15 protein-coding genes are annotated in these 19,424 nt (G+C 55.7%); 13 read left to right on the top strand and 2 right to left on the bottom strand.

Annotated features, from left to right (window positions below; all coding sequences use genetic code 11):
* The first annotated feature begins 25 nt into the window (after positions 1 to 25).
* From MHI43_RS18720 to MHI43_RS18680, 9 genes are all read left to right on the top strand, one after another.
* Positions 26 to 1,801: a hypothetical protein gene (locus MHI43_RS18720; RefSeq protein ID WP_081746269.1), complete on the top strand. Its 1,776-nt coding sequence runs from the start codon at positions 26 to 28 to the stop codon at positions 1,799 to 1,801.
* Entirely contained in the window at positions 1,798 to 3,924 is a 2,127-nt protein-coding gene (locus MHI43_RS18715; RefSeq protein ID WP_327196868.1) for a glycoside hydrolase family 88 protein, read from the top strand. Before MHI43_RS18720 ends, MHI43_RS18715 begins: the two co-directional genes overlap by 4 nt.
* A gap of 230 nt (positions 3,925 to 4,154) precedes the next feature.
* Positions 4,155 to 6,020, top strand: coding sequence for a 3D-(3,5/4)-trihydroxycyclohexane-1,2-dione acylhydrolase (decyclizing) (gene iolD, locus MHI43_RS18710; protein ID WP_036660875.1), 1,866 nt, complete (start codon positions 4,155 to 4,157; stop codon positions 6,018 to 6,020).
* A gap of 231 nt (positions 6,021 to 6,251) precedes the next feature.
* A complete protein-coding gene (gene iolE / locus MHI43_RS18705; RefSeq protein WP_036660873.1) occupies positions 6,252 to 7,157 on the top strand; it encodes a myo-inosose-2 dehydratase in 906 nt (301 codons plus the stop codon).
* A 263-nt stretch (positions 7,158 to 7,420) separates the two neighbouring features.
* Positions 7,421 to 8,434: a 5-dehydro-2-deoxygluconokinase gene (iolC, locus tag MHI43_RS18700; RefSeq protein ID WP_036660871.1), complete on the top strand. Its 1,014-nt coding sequence runs from the start codon at positions 7,421 to 7,423 to the stop codon at positions 8,432 to 8,434.
* Positions 8,435 to 8,486: 52 nt separating this feature from the next.
* Positions 8,487 to 9,932, top strand: coding sequence for a CoA-acylating methylmalonate-semialdehyde dehydrogenase (locus tag MHI43_RS18695; protein WP_036660870.1), 1,446 nt, complete (start codon positions 8,487 to 8,489; stop codon positions 9,930 to 9,932).
* A gap of 24 nt (positions 9,933 to 9,956) precedes the next feature.
* Positions 9,957 to 10,988: an inositol 2-dehydrogenase gene (gene iolG, locus MHI43_RS18690; RefSeq protein WP_036660869.1), complete on the top strand. Its 1,032-nt coding sequence runs from the start codon at positions 9,957 to 9,959 to the stop codon at positions 10,986 to 10,988.
* A gap of 49 nt (positions 10,989 to 11,037) precedes the next feature.
* On the top strand, positions 11,038 to 11,838 hold the full coding sequence (gene iolB / locus MHI43_RS18685) for a 5-deoxy-glucuronate isomerase (protein WP_036660867.1): 801 nt from the start codon (positions 11,038 to 11,040) through the stop codon (positions 11,836 to 11,838).
* A 136-nt stretch (positions 11,839 to 11,974) separates the two neighbouring features.
* Positions 11,975 to 12,985 carry a LacI family DNA-binding transcriptional regulator gene (locus MHI43_RS18680; protein ID WP_186326462.1) on the top strand — a complete coding sequence of 337 codons (1,011 nt, stop codon included), beginning with the start codon at positions 11,975 to 11,977 and terminating at the stop codon, positions 12,983 to 12,985.
* 231 nt (positions 12,986 to 13,216) lie between these two features.
* Here the strand turns inward: MHI43_RS18680 and MHI43_RS18675 are convergent, their stop codons facing one another.
* Positions 13,217 to 14,197 (bottom strand): NADH:flavin oxidoreductase, encoded by a 981-nt coding sequence (locus MHI43_RS18675; RefSeq protein ID WP_036660866.1) that lies wholly within the window; start codon positions 14,195 to 14,197, stop codon positions 13,217 to 13,219.
* A 169-nt stretch (positions 14,198 to 14,366) separates the two neighbouring features.
* Here MHI43_RS18675 and MHI43_RS18670 point away from each other — a divergent pair, with 169 nt between their 5' ends.
* Positions 14,367 to 14,783, top strand: coding sequence for an AsnC family transcriptional regulator (locus MHI43_RS18670; protein WP_015735878.1), 417 nt, complete (start codon positions 14,367 to 14,369; stop codon positions 14,781 to 14,783).
* A gap of 190 nt (positions 14,784 to 14,973) precedes the next feature.
* Here MHI43_RS18670 and MHI43_RS18665 read toward each other — a convergent pair whose 3' ends face one another.
* Positions 14,974 to 15,582: a TetR/AcrR family transcriptional regulator gene (locus MHI43_RS18665; protein ID WP_015735877.1), complete on the bottom strand. Its 609-nt coding sequence runs from the start codon at positions 15,580 to 15,582 to the stop codon at positions 14,974 to 14,976.
* Positions 15,583 to 15,806: 224 nt separating this feature from the next.
* On the opposite strand from MHI43_RS18665, the gene MHI43_RS18660 reads away from it, so the two are divergent.
* From MHI43_RS18660 to MHI43_RS18650, 3 genes are all read left to right on the top strand, one after another.
* Positions 15,807 to 16,565, top strand: a complete 759-nt coding sequence (locus MHI43_RS18660; protein WP_015735876.1) for an SDR family oxidoreductase — start codon at positions 15,807 to 15,809, stop codon at positions 16,563 to 16,565.
* A gap of 189 nt (positions 16,566 to 16,754) precedes the next feature.
* Positions 16,755 to 18,758: a Na+/H+ antiporter gene (locus MHI43_RS18655; RefSeq protein WP_036660863.1), complete on the top strand. Its 2,004-nt coding sequence runs from the start codon at positions 16,755 to 16,757 to the stop codon at positions 18,756 to 18,758.
* 127 nt (positions 18,759 to 18,885) lie between these two features.
* Positions 18,886 to 19,335 (top strand): Rrf2 family transcriptional regulator, encoded by a 450-nt coding sequence (locus MHI43_RS18650; RefSeq protein ID WP_015735874.1) that lies wholly within the window; start codon positions 18,886 to 18,888, stop codon positions 19,333 to 19,335.
* Positions 19,336 to 19,424 lie beyond the last annotated feature (89 nt).

Here is a 19,424-nt window from a genome sequence, read left to right as displayed (position 1 = left end):
GGATGACGGACATTAGGGGGATTGTATGATGCTGAACAGGGTTTTTGAAGTCAATGACAGCTGGGTGCGGGAGGGGATGGACCGCCAGATCTTAGAGGAAACGCATCGCTGGCGCGGCGGGGTGCGCACCATGGAGAACGGTTTGCCATCGCCCAACCATAATACAGGGACGCCGACCGCCATGGCGATATGGGCAGCAGCACTCTGCAATCCGGCATCCGTATATTACCGCGATAAGGAGCTGGCTCACAGGTTTGCGCTTTCGGCCCATTATATGCTAGCGGCTCAGCACGGCGACGGTACGATTTCGCCCGGCTGGACGAATTTCCATTCCCCCCCGGATACCGCCTTCGTGGTGGTTGGATATGCGCAAGCCGCACAGCTGATTCTGGCTGACGGTTGGGCGGAGCTGAAGGAAGCGGCTGCGGATATGCTGCTGTTTCTGGAACGCACCTTGCCTGCGCTGATTACCGGAGGCTGCCATACGCCGAACCACCGGTGGGTGATTTGCGCGGCACTAGGCTTCTTGAATGAGCTTTTTGATTCGCCGGATGCTTTGAACAGGACGAAGGAGTGGCTCGCCGAAGGCATGGACGCCACCTTGGACGGAGAATGGACCGAGCGCAGCAACGGGATCTACAACGTCGTCAGCGACGTCATGCTGATTCACGCGGCCAGGCTGCTGAAGCGTCCGGAGCTGCTGGTACCGGTACGGGCCAATCTGAAGATGATGACTTATTTGGTCCACCCGGACGGGGAAATCGTCACGGAATATTCCGGACGGCAGGATTATGGTCACAGTTTTGATATGTCGGGGTACTTCCTGCCGTCTCTGATGATGGCTTCCCTGGACCGCAATCCGGTATTTCAAGGGATGGCGGAACAGTCGCTGTCTCTGCTGAAACATCCCGGCGGAGCACCGACCAACGCAGCCGTTCGGCTGCTCTTGGATCCGGGGCTCATGCACGAGGGTGCAGAGACAACGCCCATGCCGGAGCATTACCGCGTCGTACTGAACGGCGAATTTCCAAGAGAGCGCTACTTGTCCGGATTTGCCGGTGCCGGCCATCACGGCGTTATCCGATACAGCCGGATGCACACGGATTTTGGCGCTCCGGTTGCGCGAATCCGTGAGGGCCGCACCAGCGTGACCGTGAGCACGGAGATGTCTTCCTTCTTTTCTCTGCGTCATGGAGCGGCTCGCCTTCTCGGCGTGCAGTTCGCTTCCTATTTCGACCCCGGCTTTGTCAAGATGAGCCGGCTGACGACGCTGGAGCAGGGATACCGGTTATCCGGCGAACAGGAAAAGGGTTATAACGGACCGGTGCCGGAAGCAGCTCTGCCTGATAGTGCAAGGGAAGGCGTCAGCCCTTGGTATCTGCTGCCGCATCACTGCCGTCCGCAGACGCATGTCCAGCGGCACAAGGTGGAGGTGGAAGTGGTGGAAGCCAGCGACGGCTGGAAGCTGGTCATTTCCTCGACGGAGCCGGAGGAGGTCGTGTCGCAAATCTCGCTGATTTTTCCGGCGGCCGGCAGTCTTAGCGGCGGAGAGCTTGCTCCAGCAGGCGAGGATGCCCAGTTCTGGATGGAAGGGAGCATTCGTTACGAGATGGACGGCGATTGGCTGGAAATCAGCGGGGGCGGATTGCAGCACACGGCGGCTGGCGTCCGGGAAGCGGCTTATCCGCTCGGCTTCCGAACGCTGCTGCTGAATGTGGTGACCCCCTTCGTGAAGGAGATTCATATCAAGCTTTCGCCATCGGCGAGGTTTGACCGAACGGAAAGGGGAGGATCCTCATGACAAGCTATATCGAAGCCCGTGAAAGCATCCGGTATTGGATGGGCGACGATGATGCCGGGATACTGAAGACGATCGCAGGGCGCTATATCGGGGCGAATCCGGAAATTCCGTTCGCGCTGCGGCCGTTCGCCGAAACGGGAATTCTTCAGACCGAGGAAGGATATTATGACTTCAACTTCGGCGACCGGTTCCGGGAAGCGAAGCAAGGGGAGGCCGCCTACGCCCTTGGTCTGGTGTGGAGCGACGATGAACGTTCGCTGGATGTCGCGATCATGCCGTTCAGCCCGGTCCGCTTCTATCTGAACGAGCGGCTGATGTATCGTTCGGGTGCCGAGGACGAGATGAAGCCCGATGCCAAAATCGCCATTACGCTGGTGCTGAGCCCGGGCTGGAACACATTGTTGATTGAGGTCCGGAGGACCGAAGCCGGATTCGGCTGCCGCTTCGGAGCCGTGGAGGGCAAGGTCCGCATTCTGCAGGTGCTGTCTCCTTTTGCAGACCGGAATGACACCGCCGGTTGGGCATATGTCGGACCGCTGGCTGCCGGCACGCTTGGCGAAAACGGCGTCTTTCCGAACGCTCACGGGTCCGAAGTAGAAACCGGCATGGATTGGCTTCCGCTCACAGGCTGGAGTGAAGAGGAAGCGGATAAACCGAATTTCGAGAGAATATTCGGCTTGCCGGAGGCCCCGGCTGCGGGGTATGCATGGAGCAGGCTTAAGGTGCCTGCCGGCATTGACCATGTTGAGTTCAAGGGCAGCACTATGGGCAGGACGGAGATCTGGATCGGCGGTGATTCCGTCATGGACATTGAGGGAGGTCTCTTCGGTTGCAAGCTGCCCGCTTCGGCCTGCCGCGGGGATCTTTTGGTACGCAGCTGCCGCGGGCCGTCGGGATGGGGGGTTGAGCTTCATGCCTATACTTCACAGGGAGAGCTGGAGTTTGAGCTTCCCGTCCCGGTACAAGGCGTCCCGTCTCCGTGGATGTATGCCGGGCCGCTGGCCGCAGGGGAGGAGCAAACGCCGGAGGAGGTGTGCTCGGTCAAGAGACTGTTTCCGCGTGCGGACGGCCGCGGTTTGACCGGCTGGTCCCTGGATGCGCCGGGCTACCGGGTCAGGCCGTTCTATGAGAACGCCATGCTGAGCAACAAATGGACCTCCGGGTCCGCCACCAATTTCGGGCGCTGGGACTATCCGCTCGGTGTCACGATGTATGGACTTCTTCAAGCATCGCGAGCGCTGGGGCGGTCCGATATCGCGGAATATGCCCGGGCGCATATCGACATCTGCACCCAATGGTACGAATACGCCGTCTGGGACCGGGATACCTACGGTTTTCCGTCCGTGAACCATCAGCTGGTGCTGATCAAGATGCTGGACAACTGTGGTTCGTTCAGCTCGGCGATGCTGGAAGACGATAAGGAAAGAGGCAATCCGGAAGTTGTAAAAGTCGCGGAGGACATTGCGGATTTTATGATGAACCGCCTGGAACGCCGGGAGGACGGCGCTTTCTATCGTCTGTGCGTTTCGGAGTATTCCGCAGATACGATGTGGGCGGATGATCTGTACATGAGCACGCCGTTCTTGTCACGCTACGCCGGGATGACAGGCGATTCCTCCTACCTGGACGAAGCGGCCAGGCAGTTTTTGAGGTACCGGGAGTATCTGTTCATGCCGGAGGAAGGCGTAATGAGCCACGTATTCGATTTCAAATACGGAAAAGCGACCCGAATTCCTTGGGGGCGCGGAAACGGATGGAGCCTGTTCTCCTTATCGGAACTGCTGGAACGTTTGCCGGAGGATCATAAGGACCGGCCTGCGCTGCTTGAGTTTTTCCGTAAATTGTGCGCCGGAATTGCTTCTTATCAGGGGGAGTCGGGACTCTGGAGGCAGGTTATTACCGATTCGGAAGCTTACGAGGAAGCTTCCTGCTCGGCCATGTTCGCCTATGCCTTTGCCAGAGGCGTCCGGTTCGGTTGGCTGGAGGAACCGGCACCTTTTACCGATGCAGCCATTCGAGCATGGCAGGGGTTGACCGAGAAGGCCATCGACCGTCACGGCAGCGTGCACGGAGTGTGCAGCGGATCCCGTTATTCATTCACCGGGGACTATTATAAGCATTAAGCATGATCTGCTCACGGTGGTCAATGACAACCACGGGATCGGGATCATGATGCTGGCGTGCGCGGAGATCATGAAATTGAAAGGCATGCTGAACGGCAAGTAAAGCATACACTTTCATTAAAGCGCTTAACCGATAATTGGTTAGGCGTTTCGGTACGATGAGTTAAGCGCTTAATTCGTAAATGGCTTTCTTCACAGGATATATTGACGATGAAAAGGAGATGAACCGGTTGACAACGACTCGATTAACGATGGCACAGGCGCTGCTGAAGTTTTTGGATGCACAGTATGTTTCCGTCGATGGGGTGGAGACGAAGTATGTGCGCGGGGTAATGGGAATCTTCGGACACGGCAACGTGACCGGCCTTGGCGAGGCTTTGGAACGAAGCGCCGGGGATCTGGTTTATATGCAGGGCAAAAACGAACAGGGCATGGTGCACGCAGCGACGGCGTACGCCAAGCAAAAGAACCGGCGGCAAATCTGGGCCTGCACTTCCTCCATCGGACCCGGCGCGCTGAATATGGTCACCGCAGCGGCAACGGCAACCGTGAACCGTATTCCGGTTCTGCTGCTGCCTGGGGACAACTTTGCCTGCCGCCAGCCTGATCCGGTACTTCAGCAGATCGAAGCCTCGTCGGACTACACCGTATCGGCCGCCGATGCATTCAAGCCGGTGAGCCGGTACTGGGACCGGATCTCCCGGCCGGAGCAGCTGATTGCGGCGGTCCGGCAGGCGATCCGCGTCTTGACGGATCCCGCGGAGACGGGAGCGGTCACGCTGGCGCTGCCGCAGGACGTGCAGGCTGAGGCTTACGATTACCCCGAATCGCTGTTCGAGAAAACCGTGCACGCCATCGACCGCCGACCGCCTGCGGCAGATGGACTGATGCGGGCGGCGGCGCGGTTTGCAGCAAGCAAGCGGCCGCTCATCATCGCCGGAGGTGGCGTGCACTACAGCGAGGCAACCGGGGATTTGGCATCCTTTGCGGAAGCCTTCGGCATCCCGGTTGCAGAAACGCAGGCCGGTAAAAGCGCGCTTCCCTGGAATCACCCCCTGAACCTGGGAGCGATGGGCGTAACCGGCTCGCTGGCGGCGAACCGCGCAGCGGCAAAGGCCGATCTGATTATCGGCATCGGCACCCGCTATTCGGACTTTACGACGTCCTCCAAATGGGCGTTTCAACGGGAGGACGTATCGTTCCTGAACTTGAACGTCAACAGCGCGGACGGAGCCAAGCTCGGCGGCGAATCGCTGATCGCCGATGCGAAGGAAGGATTGCAGGCACTGAAGGAGATCCTGTCTCAAAATAGCTATCAAGCCGAGTACGAAAAAGGCGAGCTTGCCGGGCTGAAAGCCGAGTGGGACAGTGAGGTAGACCGTCTGTACGCTGCGGAGCATCCCGACGGCTTGTCGCAGACGAGGGCGCTCGGCGTCATTAACGAGGTCATCTCCCCGTCATCGGTCATCGTCTGTGCGGCAGGCAGTCTTCCAGGGGATCTGCACCGGTTATGGAGGCCGGCCGAACCGAAGACGTACCACATGGAGTATGGTTTCTCCTGCATGGGGTATGAGGTGAGCGGCGCTTTGGGCGTGGCCCTGGCCGAACCGGACCGCGAGGTCTATGCACTGGTGGGCGACGGCAGTTATTTGATGATGCACTCGGAGCTGGTCACCAGTTTGCAGGAAGGCCGCAAGATAACGATACTGCTGTTCGACAACCACGGCTTCCAATGCATTCACAATTTGCAGCGGAGCAACGGCAGCGACGGCTTCGGCAACGAGTTCCGCCGCCGCGAGGAAGGCACGGGACGACTCACCGGCGATTATCTTCCGATTGATTTTGCCGCCCACGCACGCGCGCTAGGGGCTAAAGCCTACAAGGGCCGCACGCCGGCAGAACTGCATGCAGCGCTGCTTCAGGCACGGAAGGAAACGGTGACAACGCTGATCGAAATTCCGGTCGTTCCGGGAACGAACACCGACGGTTATGAGTCCTGGTGGCGCGTGGAGGTGCCGGAGGTATCTTCCTCTAACAAGGTAACCGATGCGCAGCGCCAGATGGCGGCTCGAAGCAAGGAAGCCAGGCCCTACTAAGCGGCTGCGCTGAAAGGCCTTTAACTTATAGCCTAGAGATACGGTTGACAACCGTCATCCAACGCGAAACATCTGCGCCGGAGAAAGCAAGCGCGGTGCGGACAAGAAAGGCTGCCATGGTAGCCCGATAGACGGAAGTCCATGAAGGTGTTCGGGGCAAGGAAGCCGTCGGTTAAGGGCACTTGAGCAAGGAAGCAAGCCCCTACCTCACAAAGCAAAGGAGTGCTGAATATGAGCAACAGGCTGTTTAAGCTTGGGATCCATCCCATCAACTGGGTCGGCGAGGATGTAAGAGAGCATGGGGACGGCACGGCGTTTGAAACGATTGTGGACGATATTGCGGCTTTGGGGCTGAAAGGCACGGAGATGGGCCGTAAATTCCCGAAGGATCCTGCGGTTCTGAAGCGGGAGCTGGATGCCCGCGGTATCCAGCTGGTTTCCCAGTGGAAATCGGTGCTGTTCTCCGATCCCGATTACCGGAAGCAGGAACTGGAGGACTACCGCCGGCATGCGGAGTTTCTGGCGGGGTTCGGCAGCAAAGTCATCAGCACGGCGGAGGTAGGCGGCTCGCTGCATTTCGATCCCCGCCGGACGCCGAATGAGAGCATCGTGCTGCGGTTGGATGACGCCGGATGGGAAAGCCTGGCGGAAGGGCTGAACCAGGCAGGAGAAATTGCGGCGAGTTACGGCATGAGGCTGGCTTATCATCATCATGGCGGTACGGTTGTGGAGCAGCCTTACGAGGTCGACCGGCTGATGGCCATGACCGACGCTTCGCTGGTGTCTCTCCTGTACGATACCGGTCATGCCTATTACGGGGGGAACGACCCCCTGGAGCTGCTCCGCAAGCATTATGACCGGATCGCGTATATCCACCTGAAGGATATACGGCCTGATGTGCTGGAACAGGCGAGACTGGACAACTGCGATTTTGTAAGCTGCATCCGCAGGGGCGTGTTTACGGTTCCCGGCGATGGATGCATCGATTTCGCGCCGATAATCGGAGAGCTCGTTGAACGCGGCTATGACGGCTGGGCGATGCTGGAGGGTGAGCAGGATCCGGCGCTGCATCCGGCCAAGGAGTACGCTCAACGGGCGATTGAATACTTGGACAGCTTGGACGGACTGACGAAATAGCTGAGCTGAAGACCATGGCATGAGGGTCGGGCTTGGCTCAAGGTGACAGACTCCCGTTTGAGGGAGAAATCGTAACTTACTAGTCACCCCAGTAACGAACTCAAATGTGGGCGACTTGAGCGGGAAGTGTTTACGGGTTGGAAATTTATTATAACCGAAAGTCTTACGAAAGCTGTAAGCGATACGGTCCATAGAAGAGCGGAGCCATGGTCAGAATCATATGGTTGCTCGGCCAGGGCTGATCCGAACGAGGAGGTTTATCCATGAGTGAAATCACGTTCAATAACGAAAAAACGATGGATTTCGTGGCCATGGGCAGACTGTGCATCGACCTGAACGCCAATGAGATTAACCGGCCGATGGAAGAGACGAGCACGTTTACCAAATATGTGGGCGGATCCCCCGCCAATATCTGTATCGGGATGGCCCGCCTAGGCCTGAATACAGGCTTCATCGGCAAGGTGGCGGACGATCAGATGGGGCGTTTTATTACCAAATATCTGGAGGATAACGGGATTGCGACGAACGGCGTCTCCACCGACCACACGGGGGCCGTAACGGGTCTGGCTTTTACCGAGATCAGGAGCCCGACCGACTGCAGCATTCTGATGTATCGGGACAACGCCGCGGACTTGCTGCTGGAGACGGGGGAAGTGAGCGAGGAGCTGATCGCATCCGCCAAAATGGTACTCATCTCCGGGACCGCGCTCGCGGCCAGCCCCTCCCGGGAAGCCGTGTTTCTGGCTCTGGACTATGCCAAGCGCCACGGCACCGTGATCGCGTTTGACCTTGATTACCGTCCGTACACATGGAAATCGCCGCAGGAGACGGCAACCTATTACAATTTAGCGGCAGAAAAATGCGACATTGTCCTCGGCACGCGCGAGGAGTTCGATATGATGGAGCAGTTCGGCGGCAACCCGGAACGAAGCGACCGCGTCACGGCTGCCAAGTGGTTTGATTACAGGGCCAAAATCGTCATTATCAAGCACGGCAAGGAGGGGTCCATCGCTTATACCCCCGGCGGTGGGAGCCATACAGCTCAAAGCTTTCCGGCGAAGGTCATCAAGACGTTCGGAGCGGGGGATTCGTATGCCGCCGGCTTCCTGTACGGCCTAATGCAGGGCTGGGCTATCGAACGCTGCATGGAGTTCGGAAGTGCTGCAGCGAGCATCGTCATCTCCAGCCACAGCTGCTCCGATGCGATGCCGACAAGCGCCGCGGTTCTCGATTATATCGAGCGCTGCAAGCGAGGCGAAATTATCGCCAATTCTTGAAGCAGCAATCATTATTTATCCTGACTGATTCAATCGAAAGGGGCTAACTCGCATGACGCAAATCCTGAACAATTATATCGGCGGAGAATTCGTGCCTTCTAGATCGGAACGCAGCGAACCGGTCTATAACCCGGCGACGGAAGAAATCCTTGCTTACGTCCCGCTTTCCACCAAGGAGGACGTGGACCAAGCGGTGGAAGCGGCTGCCGAAGCCGGACGCGACTGGGCCAAGACCGCCGTGCCGCGGCGCGCGCGGATCCTGTTCAAGTACCAGCAGCTTCTCGTGGAGCATTGGGAGGAGCTGGCACGCCTGATTACGGCGGAGAACGGCAAAAGCTATGCCGAAGCCTACGGCGAAGTCCAGCGCGGCATCGAATGCGTCGAGTTTGCCGCCGGGGCGCCGACGCTGATGATGGGCAAACAGCTTCCGGACATCGCCACCCATTTGGAATCCGGCATGTACCGGTATCCGATTGGCGTTGTGGCCGGCATCACGCCGTTCAATTTTCCGATGATGGTGCCATGCTGGATGTTTCCGCTCGCCATCGCTTGCGGCAACGCGTTCGTGCTGAAGCCTTCGGAACGTACGCCGCTCCTGGCTCAGCGCCTGGCAGAGCTGTTCTCGGAAGCGGGCCTGCCGGACGGCGTCCTGAACCTCGTTCACGGCGCCCATGATGTAGTCAACGCTTTGCTGGAGCATCCCGGCATCGCCGCCGTGTCCTTCGTCGGCTCCCAACCGGTGGCGGAGCATGTGTACAAAACCGCTTCTTCCCATGGCAAGCGCGTACAGGCCTTGGCCGGAGCAAAAAACCACAGCATCGTGATGCCGACAGCCGATTTGGACGCCGCCGTCACCCAGATCGTCAGCGCTGCCTTCGGCTCTGCCGGTGAGCGCTGCATGGCCTGCTCCGTGGTGGTGGCCGTAGGGGACGTAGCCGAACCGCTGATCGCGAAGCTGAAGCAGGCGGCCGATGAAATCTCCATCGGCAACGGAGCGGACGAAGGCGTCTTCCTGGGGCCGGTGATCCGGCAAGCCCACAAGGAGCGCACGCTCTTTTATATCGAAGCGGGCGAGCGGGAAGGAGCGAAGCTGATTCGTGACGGCCGCGCGGACGAGGCTGTGAACGGGGCCGGATATTTTGTCGGACCGACGATTTTTGATGAAGTGACAAGCGAGATGAAGATTTGGAAGGACGAAATTTTCGCCCCGGTGTTGTCCATCATGCGGGCGGAAACGCTGGATGCGGCCATCGACATATCGAACCGCTCCGATTTCGCCAACGGGGCTTGTTTGTTCACGCAGGACGGCAGCGATGTGCGCCAGTTCCGCGAACATATCGATGCCGGCATGCTGGGCGTAAACCTCGGCGTTCCTGCGCCGATGGCTTTCTTTCCGTTCTCCGGCTGGAAAAACTCCTTCTATGGAGACCTGCATGCCAACGGCACGGACGGCGTGGAATTCTATACCCGCAAAAAAATGGTGACGGCGCGCTGGTAGCCCTGAAGCAGAGGAGACGTTCATATGAAAACCATTCATATCGGAATCATCGGTGCCGGACGAATCGGCAAAATCCATGCGGATAACCTGCTGCGCATCCCCGGCGCGAAAATTTCAGCCATCGGCGACCTGTTCGCCGGCGATGAGCTGCGTGCCTGGGCGGCGTCGCGGGCCATCCCCGTCGTCACAAACAACAGCATCGAAATCTTGGAAAGCCCGGATATCGATGCCGTGTTGATCTGCTCCTCGACGGATACGCATGTCCCGTTCATTAAGCAGGCCGCCGCAAACGGCAAGCATATTTTCTGCGAGAAGCCGGTCAGTTTGAGCGTGGACCAGACCCTCGAAGCGCTGGCGGCCGTGAAAGCGGGAGGCGTTAGCCTGCAGATCGGCTTCAACCGCAGGTTCGACCACAACTTCAGACGCGTTCGGGAGATTGTATCTGAGGGTAGGATCGGGGAGCCGCATCTGATCAAGATCACCTCGCGCGATCCGAACCCCCCGCATCCGGATTATATTAAAGGTTCCGGCGGCCTGTTTATGGATATGGCGATCCATGATTTTGACATCGCCCGTTACCTATCGGGCAGCGAGGTGGTCGAGGTGTTCGCCCAAGGCGCGGTGCTGGTGGACCCCGCCATCGGCGAGCAAGGCGACATTGACACAGCCGTGACGACGCTTCGGTTTGAAAGCGGCGCGCTCGGCGTCATCGACAACAGCCGCCAAGCCGTCTACGGGTATGATCAGCGGGTGGAGGTATTCGGCTCCGGCGGCAGCGTGACCGCCGACAACGATTATCCAAGCACCACGGTGGTCAGCGGCCCGGAAGGCGTCACCCGTGACAAGCCGTTGTATTTCTTTCTGGAACGGTACACGGAAGCGTACATGGACGAGGCGAAGCAGTTTATCGAAAGCCTTCAGAACGGAACGCCAGTGCCGGTTAGCGGTCACGACGGCCTGCAGGCGGAGCTGATTGCGCTGGCGGCTAAACGCTCGCTGGAACAGGGCCGTCCGGTGAAGCTGGCCGAGCTGACCGCCGGTACTTCAGTAGGCTAATGCCGTCATGATTTGCAGATCTGATCCACGATAAAGGAGGAGAAACACCATGCCGAATTTAATAGTACCCGCAACGACTCCGGACCGGGACGGATGCGTGCTGTCGATTACGCCGCAGACGGCAGGATGGGAGTATGTAGGCTTCCAGGTTTTCCGTTTGAGTGAAGGCCAGACGCTGAGCCGAACCACGGGAGATCAGGAGGCGGCCCTTGTCCTGCTGTCCGGGCGGGCCGACGTGAAGGCCGGGGGAGAAAGCTGGGACAACATTGGCAAACGCATGAGCGTATTTGAGAAGACGCCCCCCTACACCGTTTATGTGCCTTCGCAACAGCAGTATGAGGTCAAGGCTCTTACTGAAATAGAGCTGGCGGTGTGCCTTGCCCCGGGGCAAGGGAATCATCGGGCACGTCTGATTGAGCCGCAGGATGTAGGCGTCGAGAACCGGGGCAGCGGCAGCATGTCGCGTCTGGTGCACAATATTTTGCCGGAGCAAATGCCGGCCGACAGTTTGCTGGTGGTCGAGGTGTTTACGGACGGAGGCAACTGGTCCAGTTATCCGCCCCACAAGCATGACCGCGACGAGCTGCCGGAGGAGTCGCTGCTGGAGGAAACCTACTATTTCCGGATTGAGCCGGAGCAGGGGTTTACCGTGCAGCGGGTCTACACGGATGACCGGTCGCTGAACGAAACGATGGCGGTCAAAGACGGCGAGGCCGTGATGGTGCCTGAAGGCTACCATCCGGTTTCCGCCCCTCCGGGTTATGACGTGTATTACCTGAACGTCATGGCAGGTCCGAAGCGAATATGGAAATTCCGCAACGACCCGGATCATGACTGGCTGATGAGATAAAGTCAGATAAGATCCAGGCAAGGGTTCTTGATTGAATGTCTGCAGGCGGCATTAACGATAAATCGGCCTTGCGCTAAAAGAGAGGAAGGCGCATAATAAATTGAAATTCCAAAATTAAACAAATGGAGCCCAAGGGATGATAAGAGCGACTATTTATGACGTTGCGCGCGAAGCCGGCGTCTCCATTGCCACCGTTTCTCATGTCATCAACGGCAAGGGCAAGATCAGCCGCGAACGGCGTGAGGAAATTCTGGATATCATGAAGCGCCTGAACTATCGGCCGAACGCGATTGCTTCCGCCCTCGCCGGCAAAAGAACCTTTACTCTTGGATTGCTCGTTCCCGATATCTCCAACCCTTTTTTTGCCGAGATGGCTCGCTCCGTCGAGGATCAAGGACATCAGCTCGGTTACAGCGTGATCATCTGCAGCACGGACAACCAAGAAGAGAAAGTAAAGCGCTACGTTAATCTGTTGAGGCAGAAGCAAGTGGATGGCGTGATTATCGGGACGGGTATATCCCATGGCGAGCTGCTTAAGCCGCTTCAAGAGCATTCGCTGGCGATAGCGCTTATTGCCCGGGACAATCCTGCGCTTGATGCCAGCAGCGTCCGGGTACATGACCTGGAGGGAGGACGGCTGGCTGCGGAGCATCTGCTACAATTGGGTCATCGCAGACTCGCAGTGCTTGCTGAGAATGAACGGGTGACAAGCAGCAGCGAGCGGGTAAGGGGATTTGTTGAAGCTGCCGCTTCACACGGTTTGGAGCTGTCCCCCGGCTGTATTGCAGCCTGTGACCATAAGATCGAGGATGGTTACCGGCGAGCTAAAGCCATGCTGGAGCTAGCGGTAAGACCCACGGCACTGTTCTGCTGCAACGACCTGCTGGCGGTCGGTGCCCTTCGGGCGGCCCGCGAACTCGGACTGCGCGTACCGGAGGAATGTTCGGTCGTCAGCTTTGACGATACGATTCTGGCCAGCGTAACCGATCCGCCGCTGACCGTTATTGCCCAGCCGATCGAGCAAATGGGACGCATGGCGGTTGATCTTGTGGTAAGGGGGCTGTCCGGCAAGGGAGATCCTGCCCGGCGAATTGTGCTCCCCCCGGAGCTGATCGTCCGCCAATCGACGGCCCTGCCGCCGGCTTAAGATGTTTCGATCCTGACGGTACTCTAAACCTCCTGTCCATTTGCTACAGCAATGGGGGCGTTTGATCACGGTTTATTGAGGAGGATCGGCAAATTGGTTCTGATGCAGAATTGATCGGCATTCAAGAATAGGCCGTCTCCGAGGGGAGTTCCAAGCTCCCTGCGGAAACGGCCTTTGGCTTTTCTATTGAATTGCGCAAGTTAACGACTATGTTGCTTGAGTTTGCAGTCATTAAACTAAGGTCAGCATTTTTTTACCGAAATTTGCATCTTCCAGCAATGGGCGGCCGATGGCTATCATATCTGCCATCCCATCTGCTAGAATGAAATTGGCGAACGCCTGGGTGCGTATATTGCCGACCGCGATTACCGGTATGTTTACATATTGTTTGATCACCGCCGCATAAGGTGTTTGGTAGCCTTCCGGCGTGGCTAAAGGTGCAGCAGGTACGAGACCGCCCGAAGATACATGCACGGCATCCAGTTCGGACTGCAGGTACGTCAAGGCGAGCGCAACCTCTGCCGGCGTCAGGCCGCCATCGGCAAAGTCGGATGCAGAAACCCGCAATTGCACCGGGTAGTCGTTTCCTACTTCGGTACGGATGGCCGCCAGAACTTCCTGGATGAAGCGGACTCTGTTTTCAAGGCTCCCACCATATGCGTCCGTTCGCCGATTCGACAGCGGAGAGAGGAATTGGTGGAGGAGATGACCATGGGCGGCATGAAGCTCGATTCCATCAAAGCCGGCCTGGAGGCTTCGGCGGGCAGCCATCCGGAACTGGTCGATGACCGCGTTAATGTCCGCTTGGGACATCGTTTCGGGAAGTCCATATTGATCATCGTAGGCAATCGCGCTAGGAGCCAGACTTTTTTCGGTTACGGTAGGCCATGCTTTTCTGCCGGCGTGGGTCAATTGGATGAAGATCGGTGTTCCTTTCGCATGGACCGCATCGACAATTCTGCGTAGGGAAGCTGCATGCAGTTCAGTATATATTCCAATATCGTCCGGGAACAACCGGCCGTTTGCCGACACGACGGTAGATTCGATAATGATCATACTGACATGTTCCGCCCGTTCACTGTAAAATTTCACATGATAATCGGTTGCATGAGAATCCGGCGTTCCTTGATTTTGCTGCATAGGAGCCATGATCATTCGGTTCTTCAATGGTAAGGTTCCGATTCTAATGGAATCGTGCAGGCTGATCGTCATTGTATATACCTCCTAGAATGGGGCTTGTTAACCTAGTTCCATTGTATAAATCAGAGCCGTATAGTTACAGATGATAATCAAGGAATTCCTACCGTAATACTTTGAAATCATAGCTGTTTCGTACATTCGACTTGGAAATTGAAGTTGGGAATGCAGGGAGTGTGTAATCATGGATCAAATTGATCTTCAAATCTTGGAGCTGTTAAAGCATAATGCAAGAATCTCCTTCTCCGAATTGGGGAGGAAGGTCAACATGACGCAGCCTGCGGTATCCGAGCGTGTGAAGCGTTTGGAAGAGAAAGGCGTAATTACAGAGTATCGTACGGTTCTTTCAGCTGAAAAAATGGGGAAGGGCGTAACGGCCTTCATCCTGATCCAGGCCAGTCATTGCGGCCGTCTGACGACATTCGCCAAACAATCGCAGGAGGTCGTCGAGATATACCAAGTCAGCGGCCAATACAATTTTCTGATGAAAATCGAAACAGGTTCGATGAAGTCTCTCGAAACCTTTATCTATCAGTGCAGCGAGTATGGGCATACAACGACGATGACGGTCCTATCCATGCCTTTAGACCAACAAGAATAAGAATCCGGTTGTAAGAAAAGCGGGTTCATGATCGATTAACCGCGAGGAACCTGTGAAGGAAAGGCGAAAGCTCCGTATTTTAAATGGCGTTCTATGGCAGATCGACGTTGAAAAACCATGAATCCTTTCACTTGCTTAAGAAAGGGCTCATGGTTTTTCTACTTACTTATCAAGCTTATCCTCGCCGATTTCATGTAGGGTCCGTCCGCTTGATCTGCGTCCTAACACTGCGTGGCCTCCAGTTGATCATGAGAATCAGCTGATCCCTCATATAGGGGACGGAATAGTGGAAATTGTTCTCGATCCAGTGGAATACCAGGCCGATTAAGGCGTTCATATTATAAATGATGAGAAGTTCATGGTTGAGCTCTTCGCCCGGATAGTCCAAATCCTCCAAGGCGATTTGCTTTAAGGCGGTGAACATTTTATCCCGGACCAGCGGCAGCACATCGCTTTTGAACAGGGACGTGTACACGCCGGCATTTTGATGGATATGGTCGAATATTTTGACCGCGTTGGCGGGCAGCTCATCGATATGAAAAACGTCGACATCCCCGTATGGAGCTCTAAATGAAGCGATCAGCTCCTCCATGAGCGGAGTCAGGATATCATCCAGCAGAGCCTCTTTGTTGTCATAGTGGGTATAGAAGGTACCTCGATTATAGTTGGCCGATTCGACGATTTCCGTGATGGAAATGCTGGAGAAGCTTTTTTGGGAGAGCAGCGACAGCAGCGATTGCTTTAAAGCCTCTTTGCTGCGGACGATGCGCCGGTCGCTCCTTTTTCTGTTCGTTTGCATAGGCAAGAGTCCTTTCGGTGAAAATATAACGAATTTAATTATTTCAAATATAAACAGATCCCCGCATTTTGTTCGTTAACGCACACTTTTGCGTTTTTTAATGATTGTGACCTATATCATACTTTGATTATACTAGATTTGACATATGTCTGGTATTGAACAGCTGTTGATATATTGTGCCTGATATTAAATTTGATCAATGACGAATAATGGGGGTATGAAGCATGAGATTATCTGGTAAAGTTGCGATTGTAACCGGGGCTGCTTCTGGAATGGGAAAAGCGACGGCAGAATTGTTTGCTGCCGAAGGCGCAAAAGTCGTGGTGTCCGATCTTCGGCTTGAGGCGGCGCAAGGCGTCGTGGACGGAATCGCAGCGAATGGCGGCACGGCCTTGGCTGTGGCCGCGAATGTTGCCAAGGAAGAAGAAGTGCAGCAGTTGGTTGACGCAACTGTTAACGAATACGGAACGCTTGATATCTTGATCAACAATGCCGGCATCATGGACAATTTCGTACCGGCTGCGGACGTGACGGACGAGCTGTGGGACCGCGTATTCGCCATCAACGCAACGGGGCCGATGAGAACCATTCGTAAAGCATTGCCGATCTTCTTGGAGAAGAAAAGCGGAGTCATTGTGAACATTGCTTCTGCCGGAGGACTGATGGGGTCCAGGGCAGGCGCTTCGTATACGGCGGCCAAACATGCCGTGGTCGGCTTGACCAAAAATGTCGGCTTCCAGTATGCGACGCAGGGCATCCGCTGTAACGCGGTTGCTCCGGGCGGCGTCAGCACCAATATCGGCACCACCATCAACGCGCCGAATTCGTTCGGCATGGAACGAGCCATGGCCGGCATGAACCTGAACCCGCGAGCGGGCGAACCGGAAGAGATCGCGAAGGTGGTATTGTTCCTCGCTTCGGATGAAGCCAGCTTTGTCAACGGCACCGTCGTTACAGCCGATGCCGGCTGGACTGCTTATTAATACGAAACGGCAGGCTTAATAGGCTTCCTAAAGGACACTCTTTAGGGGGCCTTTTTATGATCCAGGCAAAAGGCTGAAACTTTACCGCTTCATTAATAAACCATCGGTATTCTACATAACCTAAACCCGTCTATTGAAAGGCAGTGAATGTTACATAGATGAATCCCCTCAGAAAGGAGCGAATGCAGGGTGGAAATATTTTTAATGGTCCTTATTTTTCTGGTTTTGATCGGGATATCCAATATGATCCATCGTTTTCTGCCGTTCATTCCGGTCCCGCTGATCCAGATCGCCCTCGGAATCGGGGTGGCCTATGTCCAAGGTTTTCATCATGTGCCGCTGAATCCCGAATTGTTCATGGTTTTGTTCATCGCACCGCTCTTGTTTAATGATGGAAAGCTGACCCCGCGCGACGAATTATGGAAGCTGAGATCATACATCCTCCTGCTGGCGCTGGGTCTCGTATTTGCTACGGTCTTGATCGCGGGGCCTTTCATTCACTGGCTCATTCCGGCAATCCCGTTATCGGCGGCCTTCGCCCTGGCAGCGATACTGTCGCCTACGGACGCGGTAGCGGTAGGTTCCTTGTCGGGAAGAGTGAAGCTGCCGGGTAAAATCATGCATTTGCTTGAAGGCGAAGCGCTTATGAATGATGCATCCGGTTTGGTTGCATTCAACTTTGCGATTGCAGCAACAGTGACGGGTTATTTCTCCCTGACGAAGGCTATCGGAAGTTTTTTGGTTATCGCGGTCGGAGGAATCGTCATCGGTGCATTGCTGGGTTTTCTTGTGATCTGGTTCAGAATGCTGCTGCGCCGGCTCGGTATGGAGGACGTCACTCTTCATATGCTGATCATCATCCTGACGCCGTTCATCATTTACCTCATAGCCGAGGAGTTTCATGTATCCGGGATTCTGGCCGTCGTTGCCGCGGGCGTCACCCACGCAGTAGAGAGGGACCGCATGCGCTCGGCGTCCATCAAGCTCAGAGTGGTATCGGACAGCACCTGGTCCGTCATTCTCTTTACGCTAAACGGATTAGTGTTCATTCTGCTGGGGCATGAAATTCCGGGCGTCGTGAATCAAATATGGAGCGACCCTGCCTATAATAACGGACAAGTCGTCGGTTACATATTACTGATAACGGCTGTGCTGATATTGCTGCGATTCGCATGGGTATGGGTATCAACGAACCGTCAGTTCAAATCTTCCCTGCTGACGGCCCTCTCGGGCGTTAGGGGAGCATTGACGCTGGCAGCGGCCTTCTCCATTCCGCTGACTCTGGCGGACAACCGTCCTTTTCCGGAGCGAAGCTTGATGCTGTTTATCTGTGCGGGCGTCATTCTCTTAACTCTGGTGATCGCGAGTGTCCTGCTCCCGCTGTTAACCCGGGAGAAACATGCCGATTCGGCGACGATGATCGATCATGGAAAAGAAGCACGGATTCAAATGCTGCAGGCGGGTCTTCGCACCGTACGGGAAGAAATGACCGACGAGAACAAGGAAGAGGCGGTCCAGCTCATCTATGCGTATACCAAGCGGCTTCAGCAATCTCATATCACGGATAAGAGCGACATGAAGCAGTTCTGGGAAGCCACGATCGCAGTTAGAAAAATCGGCCTGGCGGCGGAGCGAAGCGTTGCCGAAGCATGGCTTAAGGAACATAAAGCCTCAACGCGAGCAGCCGAGCTGTTCCTATCCTCGCTTGACAGAGTCGAGATGCTGCTTGCCAGCCGATACAAAATCAAGCTGTTGATGAGAACATTATGGCAGAATTTGAAGCGATTGCTGACAAACAACGAGCCCAAAGAAGTGCCGATGTCTCCGGATCATCCGGATTGGAACCAGTATAAGGCGTTGAAGCTCGAGGCCATTCGTGCGGCAATCGGCGAGATTCAAGCGGTGAAGCCGGCGGAGAAGAAGGAAATCTTGCAAGCGGTGATCGCGGATTATCGTGCAATGGAGCATTTTCTCCAGAACGATCGCGTTTGGAGCCGAAGAAAACAGAAGCTGAGCAGTGAACGCATGGAACTGGAGCTTAAAGCGATTCAATCCGAGCGTAACGAGATTCAGAGCATGTTCGAGCAAGGCGATATCGACCGGACGCAGGCAAGCCAGCTTAGAATGGACGTGAATTACCGGGAGGCGAATTTGTTTGAGTCGCAAGCGCTGGTCGAGGACGAGGGCCATTAAGCAGTGGCCCTTATGTTCTTGAAGGAGTGTCAGGTTTACGTTACAATAATGAAAAGCTGGATGGAACATCTGCTACTGCAGGTGAGTATCCATTCAAGGCTTTTTATTCTTAAAAGGGGGTAGGAACATGAGCGTAAACAAAGAAGCGGCCTCCAAAAAATCGACAATGGCCTGCCCATCCACCTATAAAACCTTCAGTATTGCCGTGCAAGCGCTTGTGACCCTTGAGCGTCACTCCGGGAAGTGTTCTAGCGGCGATATCGCATCGTATCTCCACTCGGAGTCGACGTTGATTCGGCGCGTGCTGAAAACACTTGCCCAAGCCGATCTGATTGAATCGCGTGAAGGAAGGGATGGAGGATACCGTCTGCGGAAGAACGCCCGCGATATTTCGCTGGCTGAAGTATACTCGATTCTTCAGGTTCACAGCTCGATTAGCGACAGCATGCTGGACGCCGCAGCAGGGCATTGTTTTGCCGAGGAAATCAAGGAGTCCTTTGCCGGCATATTGTCCGAGATTGAGGAGAGTACCTTGAAAATACTGGAGTCGCGCACGATTGCGGACATCGCTCAATGAACCCTTCTAAATTGGGTTGACAAAGAATTTAGGTGTGCTTTATACTGTGCATTAAACAACACAGTTAAGCCGCGATATAAACTGTGCAG

The organism is Paenibacillus sp. FSL H8-0457 (assembly GCF_038051935.1).
GTDB classification, from domain to species: domain Bacteria; phylum Bacillota; class Bacilli; order Paenibacillales; family Paenibacillaceae; genus Paenibacillus_AQ; species Paenibacillus_AQ lautus_A.
The sequence above is the reverse complement of the archived record's forward strand: the minus strand, read 5'-3'. Positions and strand labels throughout refer to the sequence as shown.

Excerpts from the sequence above, each read along its gene's own strand:
- MHI43_RS18720 (WP_081746269.1), top strand. The coding sequence starts at position 26 with ATGATGCTGAACAGGGTTTTTGAAGTCAATGACAGCTGGGTGCGGGAG.
- MHI43_RS18715 (WP_327196868.1), top strand. The coding sequence starts at position 1,798 with ATGACAAGCTATATCGAAGCCCGTGAAAGCATCCGGTATTGGATGGGC.
- iolE (WP_036660873.1), top strand. The coding sequence starts at position 6,252 with ATGAGCAACAGGCTGTTTAAGCTTGGGATCCATCCCATCAACTGGGTC.
- iolC (WP_036660871.1), top strand. The coding sequence starts at position 7,421 with ATGAGTGAAATCACGTTCAATAACGAAAAAACGATGGATTTCGTGGCC.
- MHI43_RS18695 (WP_036660870.1), top strand. The coding sequence starts at position 8,487 with ATGACGCAAATCCTGAACAATTATATCGGCGGAGAATTCGTGCCTTCT.
- iolG (WP_036660869.1), top strand. The coding sequence starts at position 9,957 with ATGAAAACCATTCATATCGGAATCATCGGTGCCGGACGAATCGGCAAA.
- iolB (WP_036660867.1), top strand. The coding sequence starts at position 11,038 with ATGCCGAATTTAATAGTACCCGCAACGACTCCGGACCGGGACGGATGC.
- MHI43_RS18680 (WP_186326462.1), top strand. The coding sequence starts at position 11,975 with ATGATAAGAGCGACTATTTATGACGTTGCGCGCGAAGCCGGCGTCTCC.
- MHI43_RS18675 (WP_036660866.1), bottom strand. The coding sequence starts at position 14,197 with ATGACGATCAGCCTGCACGATTCCATTAGAATCGGAACCTTACCATTG.
- MHI43_RS18670 (WP_015735878.1), top strand. The coding sequence starts at position 14,367 with ATGGATCAAATTGATCTTCAAATCTTGGAGCTGTTAAAGCATAATGCA.
- MHI43_RS18665 (WP_015735877.1), bottom strand. The coding sequence starts at position 15,582 with ATGCAAACGAACAGAAAAAGGAGCGACCGGCGCATCGTCCGCAGCAAA.
- MHI43_RS18660 (WP_015735876.1), top strand. The coding sequence starts at position 15,807 with ATGAGATTATCTGGTAAAGTTGCGATTGTAACCGGGGCTGCTTCTGGA.
- MHI43_RS18650 (WP_015735874.1), top strand. The coding sequence starts at position 18,886 with ATGAGCGTAAACAAAGAAGCGGCCTCCAAAAAATCGACAATGGCCTGC.